The sequence below is a fragment of the [Haemophilus] ducreyi genome (genome assembly GCF_900109315.1).
Classification (GTDB): domain Bacteria; phylum Pseudomonadota; class Gammaproteobacteria; order Enterobacterales; family Pasteurellaceae; genus Haemophilus_B; species Haemophilus_B ducreyi.
The window spans coordinates 210,533-234,203 of the sequence record NZ_FOJC01000002.1 but is presented as its reverse complement, the minus strand read 5'-3'; the positions used below and the strand labels follow the sequence as shown (position 1 = coordinate 234,203).

14 protein-coding genes are annotated in these 23,671 nt (G+C 38.0%); 4 read left to right on the top strand and 10 right to left on the bottom strand.

All coding sequences use genetic code 11. The features are described from left to right. From BMX01_RS02260 to BMX01_RS02255, 3 genes are all read right to left on the bottom strand, one after another. Positions 1-526: two-partner secretion domain-containing protein (locus tag BMX01_RS02260; RefSeq protein WP_143413413.1), on the bottom strand; the 526-nt coding region annotated here is incomplete at its 3' end. 45 nt (positions 527-571) lie between these two features. After that, positions 572-709: a hypothetical protein gene (locus BMX01_RS07815; protein WP_155727094.1), complete on the bottom strand. Its 138-nt coding sequence runs from the start codon at positions 707-709 to the stop codon at positions 572-574. 374 nt (positions 710-1,083) lie between these two features. After that, positions 1,084-2,742, bottom strand: coding sequence for a phospho-sugar mutase (locus tag BMX01_RS02255; protein WP_074647679.1), 1,659 nt, complete (start codon positions 2,740-2,742; stop codon positions 1,084-1,086). 226 nt (positions 2,743-2,968) lie between these two features. Between BMX01_RS02255 and BMX01_RS02250 the strand changes: the two genes are divergently transcribed. Then, positions 2,969-3,607: a DUF1919 domain-containing protein gene (locus BMX01_RS02250; RefSeq protein ID WP_064082882.1), complete on the top strand. Its 639-nt coding sequence runs from the start codon at positions 2,969-2,971 to the stop codon at positions 3,605-3,607. 58 nt (positions 3,608-3,665) lie between these two features. Here the strand turns inward: BMX01_RS02250 and glmU are convergent, their stop codons facing one another. From glmU to BMX01_RS02235, 3 genes are all read right to left on the bottom strand, one after another. Next, positions 3,666-5,030 carry a bifunctional UDP-N-acetylglucosamine diphosphorylase/glucosamine-1-phosphate N-acetyltransferase GlmU gene (glmU, locus tag BMX01_RS02245; RefSeq protein WP_064082881.1) on the bottom strand — a complete coding sequence of 455 codons (1,365 nt, stop codon included), beginning with the start codon at positions 5,028-5,030 and terminating at the stop codon, positions 3,666-3,668. Positions 5,031-5,150: 120 nt separating this feature from the next. Beyond that, on the bottom strand, positions 5,151-8,261 hold the full coding sequence (locus tag BMX01_RS02240; protein WP_064082880.1) for an efflux RND transporter permease subunit: 3,111 nt from the start codon (positions 8,259-8,261) through the stop codon (positions 5,151-5,153). Positions 8,262-8,274: 13 nt separating this feature from the next. Continuing rightward, a complete protein-coding gene (locus tag BMX01_RS02235) occupies positions 8,275-9,516 on the bottom strand; it encodes an efflux RND transporter periplasmic adaptor subunit (protein WP_064082879.1) in 1,242 nt (413 codons plus the stop codon). Between the two features lie 628 nt (positions 9,517-10,144). Here BMX01_RS02235 and BMX01_RS02230 point away from each other — a divergent pair. Next, positions 10,145-10,366: a DUF1414 domain-containing protein gene (locus BMX01_RS02230; protein WP_064082878.1), complete on the top strand. Its 222-nt coding sequence runs from the start codon at positions 10,145-10,147 to the stop codon at positions 10,364-10,366. 2 nt (positions 10,367-10,368) lie between these two features. Continuing rightward, on the top strand, positions 10,369-12,099 hold the full coding sequence (locus BMX01_RS02225) for a DUF3413 domain-containing protein (RefSeq protein ID WP_064082877.1): 1,731 nt from the start codon (positions 10,369-10,371) through the stop codon (positions 12,097-12,099). Between the two features lie 160 nt (positions 12,100-12,259). Here BMX01_RS02225 and mukB read toward each other — a convergent pair whose 3' ends face one another. The 4 genes from mukB to parC all read right to left on the bottom strand — a co-directional run bounded on the left by mukB (position 12,260) and on the right by parC (position 21,189). Next, the gene (mukB, locus tag BMX01_RS02220; protein ID WP_074647676.1) at positions 12,260-16,750 is read right to left on the bottom strand and encodes a chromosome partition protein MukB; all 4,491 of its coding nucleotides are present in this window, start codon (positions 16,748-16,750) and stop codon (positions 12,260-12,262) included. Beyond that, a complete protein-coding gene (mukE, locus tag BMX01_RS02215) occupies positions 16,750-17,466 on the bottom strand; it encodes a chromosome partition protein MukE (protein ID WP_064082875.1) in 717 nt (238 codons plus the stop codon). The genes mukB and mukE overlap by 1 nt, the downstream gene beginning before the upstream one ends. A gap of 12 nt (positions 17,467-17,478) precedes the next feature. Continuing rightward, the gene (mukF, locus tag BMX01_RS02210) at positions 17,479-18,810 is read right to left on the bottom strand and encodes a chromosome partition protein MukF (protein WP_064082874.1); all 1,332 of its coding nucleotides are present in this window, start codon (positions 18,808-18,810) and stop codon (positions 17,479-17,481) included. Positions 18,811-18,942: 132 nt separating this feature from the next. Further along, positions 18,943-21,189 (bottom strand): DNA topoisomerase IV subunit A, encoded by a 2,247-nt coding sequence (parC, locus tag BMX01_RS02205; RefSeq protein ID WP_064082873.1) that lies wholly within the window; start codon positions 21,187-21,189, stop codon positions 18,943-18,945. A gap of 290 nt (positions 21,190-21,479) precedes the next feature. Here parC and pnp point away from each other — a divergent pair, with 290 nt between their 5' ends. Continuing rightward, positions 21,480-23,618: a polyribonucleotide nucleotidyltransferase gene (gene pnp / locus BMX01_RS02200; RefSeq protein ID WP_064082872.1), complete on the top strand. Its 2,139-nt coding sequence runs from the start codon at positions 21,480-21,482 to the stop codon at positions 23,616-23,618. Positions 23,619-23,671 lie beyond the last annotated feature (53 nt).

Genomic DNA, 23,671 nt, shown 5'->3' with positions numbered 1-23,671 from the left:
AATTTGGGTTTTTACTTAAAAAACCCACTAATTCAGAATGCCCTTGCTGTTCAATTGAGTTATTAAATACGGCACTATTTGGGATATTAAACTTGCTAAAGCGATTATCTGAAATACCCTGTTCATCCGGTTTAGCTATATTAATTACAACTACTTTTTCTTTACCACTATCAGGTACGCGCTCATCCACAGCGGTTTGTTTTACTCCGTGAGAATTATCAACGATTGCATTATTAGATGGGTCTGCTAAAACCTGCATAGCTGGCATAAGTGAAAGCAAGACAACTGAAAGGTTCTTGCCTTTAAATACTTTTAATGGCGAATGGTTGTGTAAACCTAAATGAATGGATGAAGACAGCGGACTTAACGAACACGTCAGTGGGTCTGATTCCTCTTCTTGATCTTCCGCAATTTTGCTATTTGATGATGAACTGCTGTTACCTGAGGCAGATTTAATGTTTTCAGCAACCGGCACAAGACAATTTTTTACTTTACTAAATATTAATTTATAACGTTTGTTGTTCATAATAATTTCCTTTTAAACTTGAATTTTTTAAATTTGTAATTTTGGTTAAAAATTGATTGAACCATTCACTTGATATGATAGCTGTTGATCAGTGTTTTCATAAGCTTCTTTATTTTTAAGGTGATGGAGTTGCTGATTTAATGGAACAGATTCTCTAGCCTGTTTAATTAAATCTTTTGTCACTCTAATTTTGGCTACGAGTAACTCAATCTTGTAACACTCGAAAGTATGAATAAATAAGATAAAATTATCTTTAAATTCATATAATTATGACTTCATTTTCACATTTATAAAGCCTTCACCCAATACTATCAGGAATAAAACATACATTAATTTACTTAAAAAGTATATAACTTATACAAAAAAGTTAACCTATGTATAAGATAGATATAAATTATGGTGTTCATGCGGTAAATTTATGAGGTTAAATAAGGATTGTCGGCGTTGTATATAAGCGATTAATCATGTTTGTGAAAGTGTAAAAATTATTTGTTCGTTCATTTTATAGGTATAAAAAAGCCCTGTAATCACAGGGCTTTGATTATTTTAGTTAGTATTTAGCAATCTTGGTTGCCATATTGTGTTTGACGTAACATTTGGCGGACGCTTTCATCAAAGTGTGTAAGGACTTTTTCTGCTTCTTGTCCATTCTTGCCTTTTACATCTAAGTAAAACTTAATTTTGGATTCAGTGCCTGATGGTCTAGTAATTAAACGGCTACCATTTGCTAAATTGAACACCAGAATATCACTTTGGCGGTCTGTTTTGGTGTGGTCAATTAATTGAGTAACCTTTACGCCACCAATTTCTGTGGGTGGATTATTACGTAAAGTAGTCATTAATTTGCTAATTTCCGCCAAGTCGCTAACACGAATAGAAATTTGCCCACTTATATAGGCGCCAAATTGTTGGTTAAATTCATTAATATAATCTAAAATAGTTTTGCCTTGTTTTTTTAAGTAAAGTACAAGATCCAAGAAAGCTACAGCGGCTGAAATGCCGTCTTTATCACGGACTTTGTCCGGGTCGACTAAATAACCTATCGCTTCTTCAAAACCAAATAATAAGTTTTCAACTTTTCCAATATATTTAAAGCCGGTCAGCGTTTCTTCTGATTTTAGGCCATATTTTTGGGCAATTTCAGCAAGTGCGGGAGAAGAAACTAAGGAACAAGCTAATACGCCTTGTTGACCTTGTGCGTGGTATTTTTTAGCTAAATGCCATCCTAATAAGCAACCTAATACATTGCCGTGTAAACTTTTCCACGTTCCTTGTACATCAGGAATAGCAACTGCTAAACGATCGGCATCTGGATCGTTGGCAATAATAAATTCCGCGTTTTCTTGTTGTGCTAATTTGATGGCTAAATCTAGTGCGCCTTTTTCTTCTGGGTTTGGGAAGCTGACGGTGGGGAAATTGCCATCTGACTCAATTTGTTCGCTGACTAATTTTGGTTGAGATAAACCCGCTTGTTTGAGTGTTTTCTGTAAGACTTCATACCCTACGCCATGCATTGCCGTATAAACATAGTTGAGAGCCATTTTGGGTTCTTGGCTTAAGCGAGCCGTTTTTTCGATATATGCATTTATTACTTCGTCATCTAGTAAGTTGAAGTCTTGACTGCGTGCTAACTCACGGATGTTTCCCGTTGCGACTTGATCAATGAATGCGGAAATTTGTTGATCGGCTGGTGAAACAATTTGTCCACCGCCATTTGCTTTGCCTAAATAAACTTTATAACCATTATCTTCTGGTGGATTATGGCTTGCTGTAACCATTACGCCTGCGGTGGTCTCAAGATGTTTAATTGCGTAAGCTAAAACGGGTGTTGGTAATTTACGTGGCAATAAATAAGCTTTAATACCCGCTCCAGCCATAATTTCTGCGGTATCGCAGGCAAAAACATCTGAATTTTTGCGTCCGTCATATCCAATAACAATTGATGGCTGTTTATCATAGGTTTTGAGATATTGTGCTAAGCCAGCTGCCGCTTGTGCCACTAATACTCGGTTCATTCCCATTGGTCCTGCTTGTAAAGGACCGCGTAATCCTGCTGTACCAAATTGCAGGCGTCCTTCAAAACGCGCGGTTAATTCTTTTAATGCTTGTGTATCGCCCGCTTTTGCTTTATCCATTAAGTGGGATAATTCGTTTTGAGTTTCTAGATCTGGATCTTGTGCTAACCAATGTTGAGCAATGGTAAAAATGGTAGTCATACTTTCCTCTTAAATGCTGAACACATTATTAATGTGTAAAATTTTTGTCTAGCCTATCCGAAATTGATAGATATTAAAATAATTTTTTATTACTTTCTTTTTCATTTGTGATCCGTTTAACATGCAAACAGTTGCCATTTAATGGCTCAGTTTAGGGCTATTTTACTTTAGGTTGTGATAGAAAAATAGCGTAGAATAAGCCATTCTCTTTTTGAATAAAAACGCGATGAGTAACCCATTATTAAAAAAATTAATTAATAAATTAGTACGTCCATTCATTAATTTAGCCAATCGTTCACGTCTAAAGACAGATGATTTTTCTGTTATTTCAAGTAATTGCAATGGTTCGCTGATTTTACACGATCTAGCTCAGCCATTTAATTCGCCTTTTGTAAACTTGTATTTAACGCCATCTGATTTTATTCAATATGTGAAAAACATTTCGCATTATCAGCAGGTTGAGCTGTGTTTTATACAAAGTGATAAACCGTATCCTGTCGCACAATTAGATAATTTAACGCTTCATTTCAAGCATTATAGTTCGATTGCTGAAGCTAAAGCTAAATGGCAAGCACGTAGTAAGCGGATAAATCTAGATAAGCTTTTTATTTTAATGACGGATCGTGATGGCTGTTGTTATCAAGATTTAGCTGAATTCGACCGCTTACCTTTTGCACATAAAGTTGTTTTTACCCATAAGCCTTATCCTGAATTTAATTCTGCTGTGTATATAAAGGGCTTTGAAGATCAGCAACAGGTCGGTGATTTATTTGCTTTTTGTGGTTGGTTTGGTTACAAGTTTTATGATCAATTTGATTACGTGAGTTGGTTTAATCAAATAACCAAGCAATCCATTCATAAATAAGCGGCCTGACTATGCAAAAAATTTGCGAATGCTGACCGCATTATTAATGCTATGCTTGTTATTTTTTCTTTGTTGGCCGTTGCCAACCTTGAATATGCCGTTGTGGTACACGACTAATCACCAGTTCATTTTCGGCGATATTTTTTGTAATAGTTGCACCGGCACCAATTGTTGCGCCATCTGCAATGTTCACGGGTGCAATGAGCTGTACATCCGATCCAACAAATACATTATTGCCAATAGTCGTTTTGAATTTATTTGCGCCATCATAATTACAGGTAATGACGCCGGCACCTAAATTACAATTTTCGCCCACTTCAGCATCGCCGACGTAAGTTAAATGGTTGACTTTTGAGCCTTTACCAATCTGAGCATTTTTAATTTCAACAAAATTGCCTACGTGGCTTTCTGCTTCAAGCTTAGCTCCGGGACGTAAACGTGCGAAAGGCCCTACTTGTGCTTTATTGCCAATAATTGCATTTTCAAAAACTGAATAAGGTTTAATATCTACATCATCACCCACCACACAGTTTTTTAAAATACAGCCCGCACCGATACGTACTCTATTGCCTAATTTAACTTCACCTTCAAGAATTACGTTTACATCAATTTGAACGTCTTTTCCGTGTTGTAGGCTACCTCGAAGATCAAAGCGATCTGGGTCCATTAAACTGACGCCAGCTAATAATAATTTTTCTGCTTGTGTTTGTTGGTAAAAACGTTCTAAAGCGGCTAATTGTAGATGGTTATTTGCGCCTTCTACTTCCATTAAAGTATTGGCTTGAATAGCTTGCACACTATAACCGTCTTGATTTGCCATTGCAATAATATCGGTAATGTAATATTCGCCTTGAGCATTCTGATTATTTAAACGGCTTAGCCATTGTTTAAAACTGGCGCCACTTGCTACCATAACACCAGTATTAACTTCACAAATAGTTAGTTGGTTTGAGCTAGCATCTTTTTGCTCTACAATTGCCACTACTGAGCCATTTTGTCGAATAATTCTGCCATAACCGGTCGGATTTGCTAATTCTACTGTTAATAATGCAATGCCATTTGCCGGTTTGGCTGCGATAAGACGGGTTAAGGTTTGTGCTGTAATTAATGGCGTATCGCCATATAACATTAAAATATTTTCATCATCTGCAAAAAAAGTAGCCACTTGTTGCATGGCGTGACCGGTACCTAATTGCTCTGCTTGTAAAACCCAATTGAGTGGTTCTGTTTTTAAATGTGTTTTCAATAAGTCACCGCCGTGACCATACACTAAATGAATTTGTTTGGCATCCATTTGTTTGACGGTATCAATCACGTGTTTGACCATTGATTTACCTGCAATAGGATGCAGTACTTTAGGTAAATCTGAGTACATTCGTGTGCCTTTACCGGCGGCTAAAATCACTACGCTAAATGGGGTCATTTTCATTCCTTAATATATAACCTTAAGATAAGGGCTGTATTGTAATAGAAAAATGGTTATCTGACATCGTCAAAATAATGAAAACAAAAGCCTCGACGATGCGAGGCTTTTATGTTTTTGTTATGAATGCTCAGTCTCAGCAATCACTGGATAATGCTTATTTTCTTCAAACTCTTGTAGCGGTTTATGATTTTCACCTAAGAAGGTGTAAATAACCGGCAATACAAATAAAGTAAATAAAGTACCGATCGCTAATCCGGCTACAATCACAATACCAATACTAAAGCGCATTACTGCCCCCGCACCGGTTGCATATAGTAGCGGTATTAAACCGGCAATCATTGCGGCTGTGGTCATTAAAATTGGGCGTAAGCGAATTTGCGCGGCATAAGTTATGGCATCAAATTTATTTTTGCCGTGATGAAGCTGTTCTTCTTTCGCAACTTCGCACATTAAAATACCGTGTTTGGTGATCAAGCCAACTAAGGTGATTAAGCCTACTTGTGAGTAAATATTTAAGGTTGCACCTGCCTTACCAATCATCGGTAGTGCTAGAATATTTAACACCACTAATGCTCCGCTAATTGCTAGTGGTACGGAAACTAAAATAACCATTGGATCACGCCATGATTCAAATTGGACCGCCAACACGAGATAGATCATTACTATGGCTAATAAGAATGTTAACGCTAATGCATTGCCTTCTTGTTTATATTGGCGTGATTCGCTCATAAAATCATAGTAATAGCCAGCGGGTAAAATTTCGGCAGCTTTTGCTTCTGCCCATTTAACCGCATTACCCATTGAACCAGCTAATACGCCTGTAATAGTCGCAGAATTTAACTGATTTAGTTTAGGTAATGTGCGTGGTTGTGTTTTTAACTCCATACTGACAAAAGTACTTAATGGCACAGAAGATCCATCTTTTAATTTAACATAATATTTCGCAAGGTCTTGTGGGCTTAGACGTTCTGAACGTTTAACTTGTGAAATAATATCATAAGCTCTTCCATCAATATCGACACGTGCTAATGTTGCACCTGATAAGAAACTGCCCAAAACGGAGCGGATATCTGCGGCTGTAACCCCGTAAGTTCCCATTTTTTCGCGATCAATCTTAATGGCCATTGATGCGGTATCAAATTTTAAGTCTAGTTGATTAAAGAAAAACTGTCCTGAGCTTTGTGCTGCTAATAAGAAGTCTCTTGCCACTTGTGCTAAATCGCGGTAATCATTTGCGGTAGTGATAACAAAGGAGAATGGTAAACCACTTTCACCTGTTGAAATTTCTGGAAACTCAAAACCAATAACTGAAGCTTCGGTAACTTCATTAGTAATTTTATTCACCTCCGCCAACACTTCTTTCTGTGAACGAGTACGCTCACTCCAATCTTTTAACGGCACTAACATAAATGATCCATTAGAAGAAGGAAAACCGGGCATAATTTGTGTGGCATTTACTTCTGGCAGTTGATTAATTTGTTGAGCAACAGGTAACATCACGTCTTGCATATAGTCCATATTAACGTTGGCAGGACCACTTGCCATTCCCATAACAATACCACGGTCTTCGGCAGGGGCTACTTCACTAGAAAGTGAATTAAATAACATCGGCAAAGATGCAAAAATTAATCCAGCAAACACTAATATGGCATAACGGCTTGCCATAACAACCAATAATATTTTGGTATAGATATCCGTTACTTTATGTAAGGTTTTTTCTATACGTTGTTCTAACCAGCTTGGTTTGTCTGATTGTTTGAGAATTTTACTCGTCATCATAGGAGAAAGTGTTAGGGCAGCTACGCCTGAAATAAACACCGCTCCAGCAAGTGTTAAGGAAAATTCTTTAAATAAAGATCCGGTAATACCGCTCATTAACGCCATAGGCGAATAAACTGCCATCAAGGTGATGGTCATTGCAATAACTGGTGTTGCAATTTCGCGCGTACCAATAATGGTTGCTCTGAATGGTGTTTCTCCGTTTTGTTTGATATGCCGTTCAACATTTTCTAATACTACAATCGCATCATCTACTACCAGTCCAATCGCTAAAATTAGTCCAAGTAAGGTCAGTAAGTTAATGGTAAATCCAAAGCCTTGTAATACCATTAACACGCCAATCAAGGAGATCGGAATGGTCACAATCGGGATAATCATTGCTCTGAATGAGCCAAGGAATAACACTATCACAACTAATACGATTATTACTGCTTCTAAAATAGTTTTAACGACTTCTTTAATTGAGCTATTAATCGCAATAGTTTTATCATAAATAACTTCAGCTTCCACTGAAGCAGGTAAATTTGACTGAATTTCTGCAAATTTTGGATAAATATGTTTAGCAACATCTAACGCGTTTGCGGTACTGGCAGCTTCTACCGCTAATACGACCGCTTCTCGCCCATTTACAATACCACGAGAATCATCACGCGCTTTCTCTAAGCTAATTTCTGCAATATCGCCTAGTTTAATATTTGAACCATTTGGCAATGTTTTAATCACTAAACTTGCAAGTTCTTCAACGCTTTTAGTCGTTGTTTCTACTTTATTACGGTATTCAGTGTAATAACCATTTGAATTGCCGGCAGCCGTTTGCACATTATTTGCCGCTAATGCCGCCGTTACTTCATTAGAAGACAATCCTAAGCCAGCTATTTTGGCAGGATCAAGCCAAATACGTAATCCAAAAGATGCGCCACCAAAGTAGTTAATTTTAGATACGCCATTGACAGTAAACATTTGTGGTTTCACCACGCGCTCAATGTAATCCGTTAACTGTGGTGCTGATAATTCTTTTGAAGAAAATCGAATAAAAACAATCGCTTCCATAGCGCCGGTGGAAGAACGAATAGATGGATCATCAATATTGGAAGGAAGTTGTGAACGTACGGCGTTTACTTTCGAAGTAATATCAGCTACTGCGATACCCGGATTAGTATTCAGTTTCATCTTAATAGTAATATTACTCGTGCTTGGTGCCGAGTCAGATTTGATGTAATCAATATTATCGGCTTGTGCAATCGATTCTTCTAATTTTGAAGTAATGAAAGCTTGCATTGTTTCAGCGTCAGCACCCGCATAATTTGTTGTGACCGTAATGATCGTATTTGTCATTTCAGGATATTCACGTACTTGCAATTTAAACATTGCTTGTAGCCCTAAAATAATAAATACGATACTAATACTAATCGCTAATACTGGACGCTTAATAAAAATATCTGTGAACATGAAAATGCCTCAATTATAAGTTTGTTTCTATGGCTGGCTTTGAGATGCCAACAGGTTGCCTATCTGCAATTGTCACATAAGCACCATTACGTAAACGTTGGAAGCCACTTGTCACTAAAGTATCGCCTACTTTAACGCCCGCATTTTTTAATTGCGCATAAATACCTTGTCTATCATTCGTTTTTACTTCAACCTGACGCGCTTTAAAGACACCGTCAATATTCTCAATCAATTTTTGGGCTTTTTTACCGTTAATTGGAGATGAGGTTTGAGAGGCTAATACTTTTAATAATTGCTCTTTTTCTTGTTCAGATAATTTATCTAATACATATGCGGATTCGCCATACATTGTATAAGTCACGGCTATTTGTGGCACGACGACTTGATCCATTTCCGTGGCTAGCGCAATATTTAGACGTACAAACATTCCCGACATTAGCTGACCACGTCCATCAACGACCGCTTCTACAGCAACTAAACCGGTTGATTTTGTGACCGCAGAATCAATAGCCGATACTTTTGCTTCAAAGGTTTGATTAGGAATTGCATCTACGCTAAAGGCAACCCGCTGACCAATCGTGATATCGGCTAAATTAGTTTGAGGTAGATTAAAACTCACCTTCATTTGGCTACTATCCTCTACCCTTACAATTTCAGTGGCAGCGGTAATATATTCACCAAGATTGACCTTTACAATACCAACTATACCGTCAAACGGAGCATAAATTTGCCGGCGTTTAATCGCGGCTTTTAAAGATTCAATGTTTGCTACCAATTGATTATAGGTTGCTTGAGCTTTATCAAGTTCCGCTTTAGAAGCACTTTTGGAGGCCACTAAACTACGATAACGGCTTAATGTTGCTTTTGCATTAGGTAGTTGGCTTTCTGAAGCATGTAACGTTGCCTGCTCTACAGAAGAATCTAATTCAATTAACAACTGACCACGCGTTACCCGTTCACCAGACTTAATATGAATAGCCGTCACTGAACCGGCTGCTTGCGCACTTAACATGGCACCATTATTAGGGCGAATAGTGCCGACGGCCTTTATCACTGGTGTCCATTCTGTAGCCTTGACTGTGGTCGCCGTTACCGTGGCAAATGGTGGAAATGGGTTTGCGGCTGCATTGGCTTTGCTTTTTGCAATAAATTGATTAAAGCCAATTACTGCCGCAAAAATAAGTAATACCAACGCTAAAATGATCCATAGCGTTACCTTTGTAAAGAACGAAGGCTTTTTCGTTTCTGTTGTCATAACATCTCCATAACAAAGAGGGATAATATATAAAATAGGGTTTTCCCACTTAAAAATACCTTTAAGCAGGAACATAATTTTTCAAGCTACACTTTATGCAATAAGCAGTTTATTTACTGATGATAAATTTATAACATCTATTGATTGGCCATATTTAATGAGTAAATCTACTAGCAATTTAATCATTACTCCTTAGTTTTTTTCATTCATAAATGGCGAATAAAAAGTTTCAGTTTAATGTTTTAGTTCACTGAAACAAAACACGTTTGATATTAGGAAAAATCAATTATGAGCATGCCACAATTGATAGTATTTGAAGAGAGATTTATTAGGTCAAAATCTTGTACATATCCAACTACCTAAAATAGCCTATCAAGTTCGTTTTAGTCCATTGTCCGGCTATTTTTTAACATCTATTCTTTTTTATTTTATGATTTCAAAATGCTTTTTATTAAGAATAAATATCGATTAATTGATCTATAAAAATTGATTGAGCATTGTAGCACTAACTTATTCAACTGGTATGGCTTTTACAAAAATTTAAAAATACTAGGGTTTATCACTCTCTTATTTACATTTTTTATGCTACTATCTAATACATGTTTTTAACCTAACTCTTATCGTTATTATGGCAAAACAATCAAAATATCAAAGTAAGCAATTCGAACAACTTTCTTACGATTTAATTACAATACCTGAAAAACATAAGGCGCCCGTTGATCTTTCAATCATGGCATTAGGCAATCTAGTTAGCAATATTTTATTAGAGAATATTCAAACAGAAACTCAACGTATGGTATTAGCTGATACGTTTTCAACTGCACTTAAAAATTCTTTAAAAGCGCGCTAATAATGTTTAAGCCCTTGCGTCAATTGCTACCGACTTATTCTCGCCAATATAAGGAAGAAATATCCCAACGCATCACCTGGGGACATTGGTTTACACTTTTTAATGTAGTATTAGCATTATGTATCTCAACTCGTTACGCGTTTAATGCTGATTGGCCAAATACGCTGTCCGGTAAACTGTATTTCTTTACTAGTTTATTTGGGCATTTTAGCTTTATTATTTTTGCTGCTTACCTACTTCTTTTATTTCCACTTTCTTTTATCATTAAAAATGAACGCACCTTTCGTGGTTTATCCGTTATTATTGCCACGATTGGGCAAACTGTTTTATTGGTTGATACTGAAGTATTTAAACAGTTTTATTTGCATTTATCACCATTAGTTTGGGATTTATTAGTTACTCCATATGATAATAGTGAGCTCTCTCATCAATGGCAATTATTATTTGTGCCTATGCCGATTATCTTGCTAGCACAAATGCTCTACTCTCGTTGGTGTTGGCAGAAATTACGTAGTTTTAGCCGGCAAAAATGGGGTAAGTTTGTCGCGCTATTCTTTGTAGCTTGCTTTACTGCGACACATTTAATTTATGCTTGGGCAGATATACGCTTATATCGCCCAATTACATCACAAAAATCCAACTATCCATTATCACACCCAATGACCGCACGGAATTTCCTTGCCAAACACGGTGTGATCAATCGTACGAAATTACAGTTAAACATCGCAGAAAATGGCCGGCTTGATAGTTTCTACCTCAATTATCCAAAACAACATTTAACTTTTAACCGCAAACCATATACTAATGTTTTAATAGTAAATATGTCTGGCTTAGCAAATGAAATGATTGTGGCGGAAAAAATGCCTCACTTAACACAAATAAGTGAAAAAACATACCGCTTTATGAATCATTATGGCAGTGGTGATTCTAGCGCGGCTAACTTATTGGGAATATTTTATAGCTTGAGCGGTCAATATTTAGACTCAATGCTCGCTAATAAGCAAACTTCACCATTATTAACCGCATTTGAACAGGCAGATTATCAATTTGGTTTATTTTCTCATAATAGTTTCGCCACACCTATTTACCAACAAAGTATTTTTGCCGGTTTCTCATTACCTAAAATAAAAGGCAATGCACAAGCGATTGAAACATGGACTGCTTGGCTCAATCAACGTTTAGCTAAACCTTTTTTCAGTTACTTGGCTCTCTCTATGCCAAGCACTCACGATAGTCTAGCACCACTTGAACACGTTGATGCACAATTTAATCAAATTTGGTACACGTTACAGCAACATAATTTATTAATGAATACGTTAGTAATTATTACCGCTGACCAAGCAAATCCGGCAACTGAAATGAATTTCACCAAACGGCATTTACAAGTGCCGATGATGATCTATTGGCAAGGTGAAAACCAAAAAATTAATGTGCTTTCAAGCCATTTAGATTTATTGCCGACACTATTGATGCAACTTTTTGCGGTGAATAATCCTATTAATGATTATGCTCAAGGAGTTAATTTAACTTCACCAAATGAGCGAATATGGGCATTAGCCTCTAATCATAAATGGACCGTAGCTATTATGCCTAATGGAGAACAGTATCATCTTGACAAGTTTGGCCATTTTGAAAAATATAATGCCAATGGTGAAAAAGTGCAGACAAAACGACCACCGCTGGCGTTATTCCTACAAATGATTAAACAAAGCAATCAATTTGTTGAAAAATGATGCTAGATAAGCGGTCTGATTGACGATTATCTTTGCCAATAAGCACTCTTGCAGATAAAAAGGACTATAACTTAGATTATAGTCCTCTTTTTTACACAACGATTTAATTTAAAATTAATCCAGTATCCTTCGTTTTGATTTATGTTGATTTATTCATTTGCTACCCAAACCCTTTCAATCCGACTACATGAACGTATTCCTGATTTGCTAAAATCTTACGCACTAACTTATATGTTGTACCACGTTCTGGGCTAATATTCTCTGGCGCGGCGATTAATAATTGCATATCTAAACGCTCACAAAGTTCAAACAACGTATTAATTGACATTGCATCTAAACGTGCGGCTTCATCTAGGAATAACAAACGACAAGGTAAGATATCTTTAGCGCGCATACGTCTAGATTCTTCTTCCCAACTTTGTACAACCATCAATAGAATAGACATCCCTGTGCCAATCGCTTCACCAGTTGATAAGGCACTACTCTCTGCACGCATCCAGCCATATGCACCGCGTAAAGTTTCCACTTCAAGATCCAGATAATTACGATAATCAAGTAACTCTTCACCAATGGTTTGAGGCATACGTTGCCCCAATTCAATGTGCGGATTAATGCGTTTATATAACATAGCAAGCGCTTCAGAAAAACTGAGTTTTTGACTTTCAAATAAGTCTTTATGTTGCTCATGTTGATCGCTTAAAGCATTTAATAAAATGGAATGTGTGTCACGGATATTTACCACTAAACGAACGCCTTTTACCTGACCAAAAGCAATATTTTGTAATCCTTGGTTTAATTGCAAAATACGATTTTGTTCTCTTTGAATCGTTTTACGTAAAATATTCGCAACAGACTCCGCACTAATCGCTAATTTTTTCTCACGGCTGGTTAATTCATTTATCAAACGTGATAATTCAATTTCCATTTGTTCTATCGCATCAATCGGGTCATCGGTGCGAATAATATCTTGGCGGATCCGCTCGCGTAGATGCTGATAAACCGCAATAAAGAATGCCACTTTATTTTCTGGCTTACGACTATCTTCTGATGCGCGTAAACTATCACGTAAATATTCATTATCAGCCACTGCTGTACGTAATGCACCTAATGCTTTGTCTGAAATAGAACGTAATTCTTCTGCCGATTGATAAGCTAATTCACGGCGGTTTAAACGCTTCTCTACATCGCTGTTGCGTGATAATTTTTGAACTAAACACCAACTTGCTTTTGCTTGGACGACTAATTCACGTTGTGTTTGATAGTCACGCTCCGTCTTACGTAATAGGCGATTCAGATTATCAATTTCAGCTTCAATGATGCCTAATTGTTTATCTAAATAGCCTTTACGTGCACGTTGTTGGCTTAATTGTTGTTGTAATTCATCACGGCGTAAACGCGCACGCTCTTCAGCCGCAGAGTCGCCTCTTACCCCTAAATCATCAATTTCTTGCATCAATTCTTGTAACATTTGATATTTAGCATCATAAGCGCTACGTAAGCTGATTAATACTTGATTGTATTGAGTAAATTGTGCTTGTGCTTGGCGTAATTGTTGGCGTGCTTGCTCACGTTCTTGCTGTGCCAATGCGAGATCTGTGCGTAATTGCTCTGTTAATGCAGAACCTTCACATTGATTTTCTTCACTATAATTAAAATGTAGCCGGCGTTGCATAACATCGGAAAGCGCAAACACTTTTTGTTGTAAGATTTTCTGTGTGCTTTTAGCTTGTTGATAATCATGCTCAAGCTGTTCAAATTTGCTAGGATCGGTTTGCAAACTAGTGGCAATCGGTGCTAATTGAGTCAAATATTGCCCAAATTGGCGCACAAATAATTCATTTTCTTCTGCAGATTGTAATTGTTCTCTACATTCTTCAAAACGTTCCATCACTGTTTCATCTGCAAGTGTATTCGCAAGCGGTAGAATTTTATTCAACATTTGCAATTCTGCTTTCAAGTGGTCTGCTTGTTGACGTAAATAGTGTTCATTTTCAACCGCTTGATTTAATTGCCCCTCAATTTCTTGTCGCTCAAGAGCGATCTCTTGCATTAACATTTCAGGATCTGGTTGAAATGCAATATTTAAATGCGTGCCGACAAATTGACTTAAATGTTGATGTAGTCGTTGATATTTTTGCACGTTAAACGCACTTTCAGCGTGTTGTTCAGCAATATCATCGCACTCAGTTTTTAAAGTAACTAGGTGTTTTTCACGTGCGGCACGTCCAAATAGTGGGACCTCTGGAAATTTGGAATAACGCCATTGTCGATTAGATACTTTAACAATTACACCATCATATAATTCTTCTGCACTAAACACGGTATCATCAAAAGCTGTTGGATCGCCTTCAATTAAATAAAGATCATTTGGACAATCCGTTAGTTTTTCTAATTGCGCTTTAACGCTGGTTAAATCACGAACTACAATGGCATGACGTGCTTCACCATATAACGCGGAGAAATAAGGCGCATCTTGAAGTGATACATCATCATATAATTCTGATAACAACACGCCACCTAAACGCTCAGCCAATTGATTTAAACGTATATCTTCAGCACCATCCGCTTGGCTTAATTGACTAATTTGATAAGCTAACGCCGCTTCAGTACGTGCTAATTCATCTCGCTCAAGCGTTGCTTCTCGCTCTTTTCGCAACATTTCTTGCATACAGTGCATAATAGCTTGGCTATTTTCAAACTGTTCAGCACATTGTTCTTCTAAACGTGTTAACGCAGATCGAGCCGTATGCCAAGCCGGCGCTGTTTTGGCTAATTGATTATATTGCTGAGTGAGTTGTTCTTGCTGTTGGCGGTGTACTGAACGAAGCTCAATAACATTGGCTAATTCTGCTTCAAGATCTTCTAATTTAATTTGTTGTTGTTCAAGATGATTTTCTAAAGCGGTAAAATCCGTTAATTTTGTCGCCGCTTGCTGATTAAATTCCGTGATCAATCGTTGTACTTTTTGTTGTTGATGTAAGCGTTGCTCAAGATCTGCAAGTTTTTGACGTAATGCGACCGCTTGAGCGGCTTGCATCTTTTGATCGGGGAATGTGGCTAATAGCTGCGTTGCTTCTGACCAAGCCTGTGAGCGGTCAATTTCACCGGATACTTTGCAAACTAATTGATAAGCCTTTTCAAACTGTGTTTTAGTCATATCAGAAATTGATAGGCGTTGTTCAAGCTCAAATACGTGATCGGTTATATCTTGAGCTTGTGCTTCAAATTCTGTTTGATAATCTTTGAGGTTATCTAAATCTAAATGAGGTAAAGCGCATAGCTGTTGGGCTTTTTGAAGTGCAGTAATTGCTTGTTGATACTGTAAGGCACGCGTCTGTTGTGCATCTAATGCTTGTTGATAATCAGCTATTTGCGAACGTAATCCGTCAACGCGATCATCTATTTCATCCGTATGCGATTGGGCATCTTCTACCTGTTCGCTCACTTCCTCAAGGGCAATCTGTTGCTGTTCTAATTTTTCATTTAATGCATCTACTTCATCTTGATAGCGAATAATTTTCTCTTGATGCCGTAACGCATTCATTACTAAATTTAGGTGATCGTTCGCCACATTATATTCACTTTCTAGTGACTGTTCTGTAAGGTTAATATCTGCAACTTCACGGCTAAATTCAATTAATCGTTGTTCTTCTACTAAAAGTTTAGCTTTTGTATCATACCAAGTACGGCGTTGTGCTAACGCGGAAACTACATTACCACGCCGTTCATTCGCATTTCGCATATAATCGGCCGAAACATATTGCGTGGCTTCAGTAATCAAATGCTTAAACATATCACGATCAGATTGTGTTACTTTAATCGCTTCCAACGTCATGCGATTCTCACGTAGTGCCGCTTCCATATCTTGAAATGCTTGGCGAACACCACTATTTTCTGGCAATAAGTAATCACGTAACGATTTAGTAATAACACTTGAAATACCGCCGTAAAGTGAAGCTTCAATTAATTTATAAAATTTATTTCTATCGGACGATGAGCGTAACCGTTTAGGCAAGATGCCTAAATCAAACATAAAACTATGGTAATCAGTAATTGAATGATAAGGCTTAAATGTTACCGCTGTTTCTTCAAACTTTTCTTTTAAGTCATTTAAGGATAGCACGCGAGCTTTATTGGCGACTTGTTCAGTAAATAGGCTGATCACTGAATCCGTCATTGGCACATTTTGTAACGAAAATGGGCGGATATCGACTTTTTTATCACGTCCTGCAATTTGTTGTAAACGAACGCCGGTAATAATTCGTTGTGCACGTGAATTAACGGTTTCTAATACTGCGTAACATACCCCAGCTTTTAATTTACCATATAAGCCTTTATCACGTGAGCTTGATGTTGAGCCTGCTTCCGTCGTGTTACGGAAATTTAATAAGGTTAAGTCCGGAATTAATGCCGTGACAAACCCTGCCATTGTCGTAGATTTACCCGCACCATTACCGCCAGAAAGCGTAGTCACAAGTTCGTCGAAATCAAATGTCCGAGCAAAAAAACCATTCCAATTAATTAATGTTAAGGAACGAAACTTACCACGTGCAATATTAGCCGACTGAGCTACTGCAAATAGTGGATTTAATGGTTTATCTTGCGATGAATTCACCGCGGTTTGATCAAATAATTCGTTGGTATTCATCATTATTCTGCTTCACTTTCTTCTAATTCATCACGGGCTCCATCTTCAGCAAATTCGATCGCTGCTGTTGTTAATAAAGTTGGGGTAGTTGCTTCACCATCACGAATTAAACGCAATTGTACTTCGCGCGGGTCGTCCCCTGCTCGTACATCAGCCCCAAAACGGAACACCGCTTCTGAAATAATAAATTTTTTACTATTTTGCTCACCTACACGTGTAATAATACCAATGCGCACTAATCGGCGTAATGCCCCCCCCACTTTTTCAGCTAATTTAGCACGGTCCAAATCGGAGCCTGTTGAGCGTGGATTAACCGCTTTAAGTAACTTATTTTCATCGGCCAAGTTGAGCAATTCTTCATACACATCATCTTGACTAAAAATACCCTGTTGCGCCAATCGTTCTGGGCTTAAATAGAGATAACACAATACTTTACCTACTAACATTTCCATTTCTGACATGGCTGAGCGGGCAATCAAGGTTGACGCTTTTGGGCGTAAATAGAAGAAGCCTTCTGGGGCGCGAATCAAATCAACGTGATAGCGACGGTAAAAACTTTCTAATTCAGTTTGAAAATCCATTAAAAAAGCGTGCTCATCAAGCATTTCTATACTGATATGCCTGCCTGCACGTAGTTGACTGTCTAACTGAGGAAAAATGGGGTTGGCAATGGCAATAGCCAATTTTGCGGGGATCGCGTCTTGAATATATTCTGTCATTTTATTGATTCTCTATTTATCATACTGATCAATCAGATGGGCTTGTACTGCGGCACTAAAGTCATCAATCGGTTGCCAAACAGGATAAACCGCCTGATGATCTTGACTTGCCATACCAAGCTTAACCGCTTGATCGACGATAATACGTGCCACATCAAAATGGCGGGATTGTGGATAGCGCGCCAGTTGCTCTTGCAAAACAGCCCCTAGATTGATCGGTTGCGCCGTGTTACGGAAATGCGCTAATTCTGCTTGGATTGCTGTAACAATCTGTGTTTGTACATCAGTAAGCGATTCATATTCTAATGCCATAGGTAACTCACCAACGGCTTCCATTTCATTTAACATCGCCTCATCATCACGTAAATCTAATAACGCTTCAGCTTTAGCCGTATAAAGTAACCAAGGTGAGCTAAAATAATTCTGAATAGATTGGCGTAACCGTTGCCCAAACACGCGGTTTTTATCCATATCAATTGCAGTACGAATAAATTTATGCACGTGTTTATCATAACCAATCCATAAATCGATCGCTTGTTGTCCCCAGCTCATAATGCGGTCTAATTTATTTTGTAAATTCACAATTAGTTGATCAACAAACGCTAAATCATCGCGACTGATTAAACAACTTTGAATACGTAATAATTGAGATTGTAATTTATCTCCAGCAGCATTCAAGGTGTCTTGTAGCTCTCTTAAATTGATGGAGGTTTCATCTAATAATTGTTGGCAATTAATAATTGCTTCGTGCCAATTTTGGCTTAACAAGTCTGCAATTTGCTCACGAATTTGGTGCTGATTTTCATCCATCATTCGTTGTGAGAGATCAATGCTATCAAAAATCTCAGCAACAGAGAATTTGAGTGGTGCAAAAACATTATTACGCCAATAACGTTCATCACCCCCTTGCTCAGCAGCCACTGAAGCACGCTGAATTTCATCGGCAACAATCGAAAGTTGGATAGAAAGACGTAAAGAAGAAAATTCTCGTTGGCGCACGTAATAATCTGAAACACCAACACCTAATGGTGTAACGCGATAAATAGCTAAGCCTTCAGTGAACTCACTGGAAAAACGATTCAAAAATCGTTGCTTAACCAAATCGTTAATCGCATTATTTGCCCGCTGTAATAAGCTTGCTTCTGACTGTTCAAACACATTTGAAACATAACGAAACAGGTCGATTAAATCACTTTCTAATAATTCGCCATCAGTCTGTTCATTATTATAGATGGAAATCGCCAATAAAAATGCAAGACGATCAGAAGGAAGCGAAAGAGAAAATTCTCGCTCTTTCGTCCAAGAGATAAGTTCAGGAATAGTTTGCGCCAATTCGTTCTGCATAGACTCTTTGGTTTATCAGTGAAAAATGTGCGTATTGTACAGTAATATAGCAAAAATAGAAATGTAATCACGCAAAAAGAAGCGGTCTAATTTTAGCAAAATTAGACCGCCTATCAACCATTTAGCTCTTCATCATTCTATAATAGTGACCGTTGAATTAACATTTAGGCCTCGGACAAGTTGTGTTCCTTTACGTGCACGTTCACCACGATAGTGATCAATATCTGCTGGTTTAAGTGTGATTTTACGTTTGCACGCCATAAAAACAAGTGACTGATTCGATTTAATTAACAACAAACGGGCTAGCAATTCTTTGCCTTCTTTTGCCGCTTGTGTGGCAATATTCATAATTTTATTGCCTTTTCCTTTAGTAAGGGTAGGTAATTCTGTTAATGGGAAGACTAACATTCTATTGATAGTGCTCATTGCAACAATCGACAGTTCATCGCTATTTTCAATCCATTGTGGTGCTAATATTTTAGCATTTTCCGGCAAAGAAATAACCGCTTTACCGGCTTTATTGCGAGAAATAAGATCATTAAAAGTACAAATAAAACCATAGCCCGCATCAGATGCCATCAATATTTTGCTTTCTGGATTTGCCATCAATACTTGCTGTATGCTTGCGCCTTCTGGCAAACTAATTTTACTGGTTAAAGGTTCGCCTTGTGAACGCGCTGATGGCAAGGTGGTTGGATCAATCGTATAAGCACGGCCAGTGCTGTCTAAGAAAACAACAGGCTGATTACTACGACCTCGTGTATGAGCTAAATAACCATCACCGGCACGATAACTCAGCCCTTGTACATCAATATCATGCCCTTTTGCACAACGTACCCAACCTTTTTCAGACAAAATAACCGTAATATCTTCTGTTGGCGCTAGATCACTTTCAGCAATCGCTTTTGCTTCTGCGCGTTCAATTAATGGAGAACGTCGCGGACTCACAAATGCTTTTGCATCTTGCTGAATTTCTTTCTTAATTAAGTTATTTAGCCGACGATCAGAAGCCAATAAACGTTGTAATTCATTTCGTTCATGTTCTAATTGATGCTGTTCGGCTTGCAATTGATGTTCTTCTAATTTAGCTAAATGGCGCAACCGTAAATTTAAAATAGCGTCTGCTTGAATTTCAGTTAAAGCAAAGCGCTCAATTAATTCGGCTTTGGGTTCATCTTGATGGCGAATGATTTCAATCACATCATCAATATTTAAAAAAGCGGTCATTAAACCATTTAAAATGTGCAATCTATTTAGCACTTTATCTAAGCGATAAGATAAACGCCGTATAACAGTAGTCCGACGAAAATGTAACCATTCAGTTAGAATCGTCACTAAATTTTTTACTGCAGGCTTACCATCTAAACCAATCATATTCATATTGACACGATAACTTTTTTCTAAGTCAGTAGTGGCAAATAAGTGATCCATTAATCCATTGAAATCAATTCGATTTGAACGCGGAACCAACACAATCCGAATAGGATTTTCGTGATCCGATTCATCTCGAATGTCCTCGACCAAAGGTAACTTCTTGTTGCGCATTTGTGTCGCAATTTGTTCGATAATTTTAGAAGGTGATGCCTGATGTGGTAAGGCATAAATAACAATCTCATTCTCTTCTTTTTTCCACACAGCACGCATTTTAATTGAACCACGCCCCTGCTCATACATTTTCACAATATCTGCTTTAGGGGTAATAATTTCTGCTTCTGTCGGATAATCAGGCCCTTGAATGACGGTTAATAATTCATTTAAAGTAGTATCTGGATTCTCTAATAACATTACGCCCGCTTGCGCAATTTCATTAATATTATGAGGAGGGATATCAGTTGCCATTCCAACAGCAATGCCCATAGTACCATTTAATAAAATATGCGGTAGCCGAGCTGGCAAATACTGTGGCTCAGCTAATGAACCATCAAAATTAGGCTGATAATCTACCGTGCCTTGTCCTAATTCATTTAACAGAATTTCAGCCATTTTAGACAATTTTGACTCGGTATAACGCATTGCAGCAAATGATTTAGGATCATCAGGTGCGCCCCAGTTACCTTGCCCATCAATTAATGGATAACGATAAGAAAATGGCTGCGCCATTAAAACCATCGCTTCATAGCAAGCACTATCGCCATGCGGGTGAAATTTACCCAACACATCACCTACCGTACGTGCTGATTTTTTATATTTTGCTGAGGCATTTAACCCCAATTCTGACATTGAATAAATGATACGACGTTGCACAGGCTTAAGACCATCGCCAATAAAAGGCAAGGCCCTATCCATAATTACATACATTGAATAATTGAGATAAGCATCTTCAGTAAAACGCTTAATTGGCATTTGTTCAACGCCTTCATAGCTAATTTCTTTAGTCATCAGTTGCAAAAATGTTATTAAAAAGACCGCTTATTCTCTATGATTTATGGATATTTGTCCACATAAGCAATAAAACAAAAGCCATTTTATGTTATAAAAACGCTATCTTCAAAATAATAGGCGATTTTTCTCTATTTTTCTGTATAATAGATGCGTTTTATTGCTTAATTTTAGAGAGGCGGCTATCAAAAGTTATTTTATTGATTTTGTTTAAAAGATAGCTTTTGCTAGTCGCAATTTAAAGAAATAAAACAAGAAATAGAAAGTAAAAAATAAATAGGAATTCAAAAATGACACCCATTGTTAAACAATTTAAATACGGCCAACATACCGTAACTCTAGAAACAGGCGCTATCGCGCGTCAAGCCACTGCTGCGGTTATGGCAAGTATGGACGATACGACAGTCTTTGTAAGTGTGGTAGCGAAAAAAGAAGTAAAAGAAGGTCAAGACTTCTTCCCATTAACAGTAAACTATCAAGAGCGTACTTATGCAGCCGGCCGTATTCCCGGTGGTTTTTTCAAACGTGAAGGACGCCCGTCCGAAAATGAAACGTTAATTGCACGGCTAATCGACCGCCCAATTCGTCCGCTTTTCCCAGACGGCTTCTTTAATGAAATTCAAATTGTTGCTACTGTTGTTTCTGTTAATCCACAAATTAGCCCGGATTTAGTCGCAATGATCGGCGCTTCTGCAGCATTATCACTGTCTGGTGTACCATTTAATGGACCAATTGGTGCAGCGCGTGTCGGCTTTATTAATGATCAATTTGTCCTTAATCCAACGATTACTGAGCAAAAACAAAGCCGTTTAGATTTAGTGGTTGCAGGTACAGATAAAGCGGTCTTAATGGTCGAATCTGAAGCAGATATCCTTTCAGAAGAACAAATGTTAGCGGCGGTGGTATTTGGTCATCAGCAACAACAAGTAGTGATTGAAAATATCAAAGAATTTGTAAAAGAAGCGGGAAAACCACGTTGGGATTGGCAACCAGCAGAAGCAAATACTGCATTAATTAATCAAGTAAAAGCATTGGCAGAAACGCGTATTGGTGATGCCTACCGCATTACAGAAAAACAAGCACGTTATGAGCAAATTGATGCGATTAAAGCTGACGTTATCGCACAATTAACCGCTCAAGATGAAACAATTAGCGGAGGTGCTATTATTGATATTATCACCGCATTAGAAAGTTCAGTCGTGCGTGGACGTATCTTAGCGGGTGAGCCTCGTATTGATGGTCGTACAGTAGACACGGTTCGTGCATTAGATATTTGCACCGGCGTATTACCTCGCACCCATGGTTCGGCAATTTTCACGCGTGGTGAAACTCAGGCATTAGCAGTCGCTACTTTAGGGACTGAACGTGATGCACAAATTATTGATGAATTAACTGGCGAAAAATCCGACCGCTTCTTATTCCATTATAATTTCCCTCCATATTCTGTCGGCGAGACAGGTATGATCGGCTCACCAAAACGTCGCGAAATTGGTCACGGTCGTTTAGCAAAACGTGGGGTATTAGCCGTTATGCCAAGCGCAGAAGAATTTCCTTATGTCGTACGTGTTGTATCAGAAATTACTGAATCAAATGGTTCTTCCTCAATGGCTTCCGTATGTGGTGCGTCTTTAGCGTTAATGGATGCAGGTGTGCCAATTAAAGCTACTGTAGCGGGTATTGCTATGGGATTAGTTAAAGAAGACGAAAAATTTGTTGTGCTTTCTGATATTTTGGGCGATGAAGATCACTTAGGCGATATGGACTTTAAAGTAGCCGGTACGTGTGAAGGTATAACTGCGCTACAAATGGATATCAAAATTGAAGGCCTTACGCCAGAGATTATGCATATTGCATTAAACCAAGCGAAAGGCGCACGTATGCATATTCTGAACGTAATGGAACAAGCACTCCCTGCTCCGCGCGCAAATCTTTCTGATTTTGCACCTCGTATTCATACTATGAAGATTGATCCTAAAAAAATCAAAGATGTGATTGGTAAAGGCGGTGCCGTTATTCGTTCTTTAACTGAAGAAACCGGTACATCCATTGATATTGATGATGACGGTACAGTAAAAATTGCAGCAACAGATAATAATGCGGCTAAAATGGTTATGTCTCGTATTGAAGAGATCGTAGCTGAAGTAGAAGTGAATGCAATTTATACCGGTAAAGTTTCCCGTGTTGTCGATTTTGGTGCATTCGTGACGATTTTAGGTGGCAAAGAAGGTTTAGTGCATATTTCACAAATTACAGATGCTCGTGTTGAACGCGTTTCTGATTATCTATCGGTAGGTCAAGAAGTTAATGTAAAAGTAGTCGAAATTGACCGCCAAAACCGTATCCGCCTAACGATGAAAGATCTGGATAATAACCTTTCGACAAGCATTACTCCAGAAGCTGTCGTTCAAGAAGAATCTACTGAGAACTAAGCATAAAATGCTCTACTTTCTCAAAGGAAGTAGAGCATTAAACTTAAAGGCGC

Coding starts and splice junctions, on each gene's coding strand:
- BMX01_RS02255 (WP_074647679.1), bottom strand. CDS start 2,742: ATGACTACCATTTTTACCATTGCTCAACATTGGTTAGCACAAGATCCA.
- BMX01_RS02250 (WP_064082882.1), top strand. CDS start 2,969: ATGAGTAACCCATTATTAAAAAAATTAATTAATAAATTAGTACGTCCA.
- glmU (WP_064082881.1), bottom strand. CDS start 5,030: ATGACCCCATTTAGCGTAGTGATTTTAGCCGCCGGTAAAGGCACACGA.
- BMX01_RS02240 (WP_064082880.1), bottom strand. CDS start 8,261: ATGTTCACAGATATTTTTATTAAGCGTCCAGTATTAGCGATTAGTATT.
- BMX01_RS02235 (WP_064082879.1), bottom strand. CDS start 9,516: ATGACAACAGAAACGAAAAAGCCTTCGTTCTTTACAAAGGTAACGCTA.
- BMX01_RS02230 (WP_064082878.1), top strand. CDS start 10,145: ATGGCAAAACAATCAAAATATCAAAGTAAGCAATTCGAACAACTTTCT.
- BMX01_RS02225 (WP_064082877.1), top strand. CDS start 10,369: ATGTTTAAGCCCTTGCGTCAATTGCTACCGACTTATTCTCGCCAATAT.
- mukB (WP_074647676.1), bottom strand. CDS start 16,750: ATGATGAATACCAACGAATTATTTGATCAAACCGCGGTGAATTCATCG.
- mukE (WP_064082875.1), bottom strand. CDS start 17,466: ATGACAGAATATATTCAAGACGCGATCCCCGCAAAATTGGCTATTGCC.
- mukF (WP_064082874.1), bottom strand. CDS start 18,810: ATGCAGAACGAATTGGCGCAAACTATTCCTGAACTTATCTCTTGGACG.
- parC (WP_064082873.1), bottom strand. CDS start 21,189: ATGACTAAAGAAATTAGCTATGAAGGCGTTGAACAAATGCCAATTAAG.
- pnp (WP_064082872.1), top strand. CDS start 21,480: ATGACACCCATTGTTAAACAATTTAAATACGGCCAACATACCGTAACT.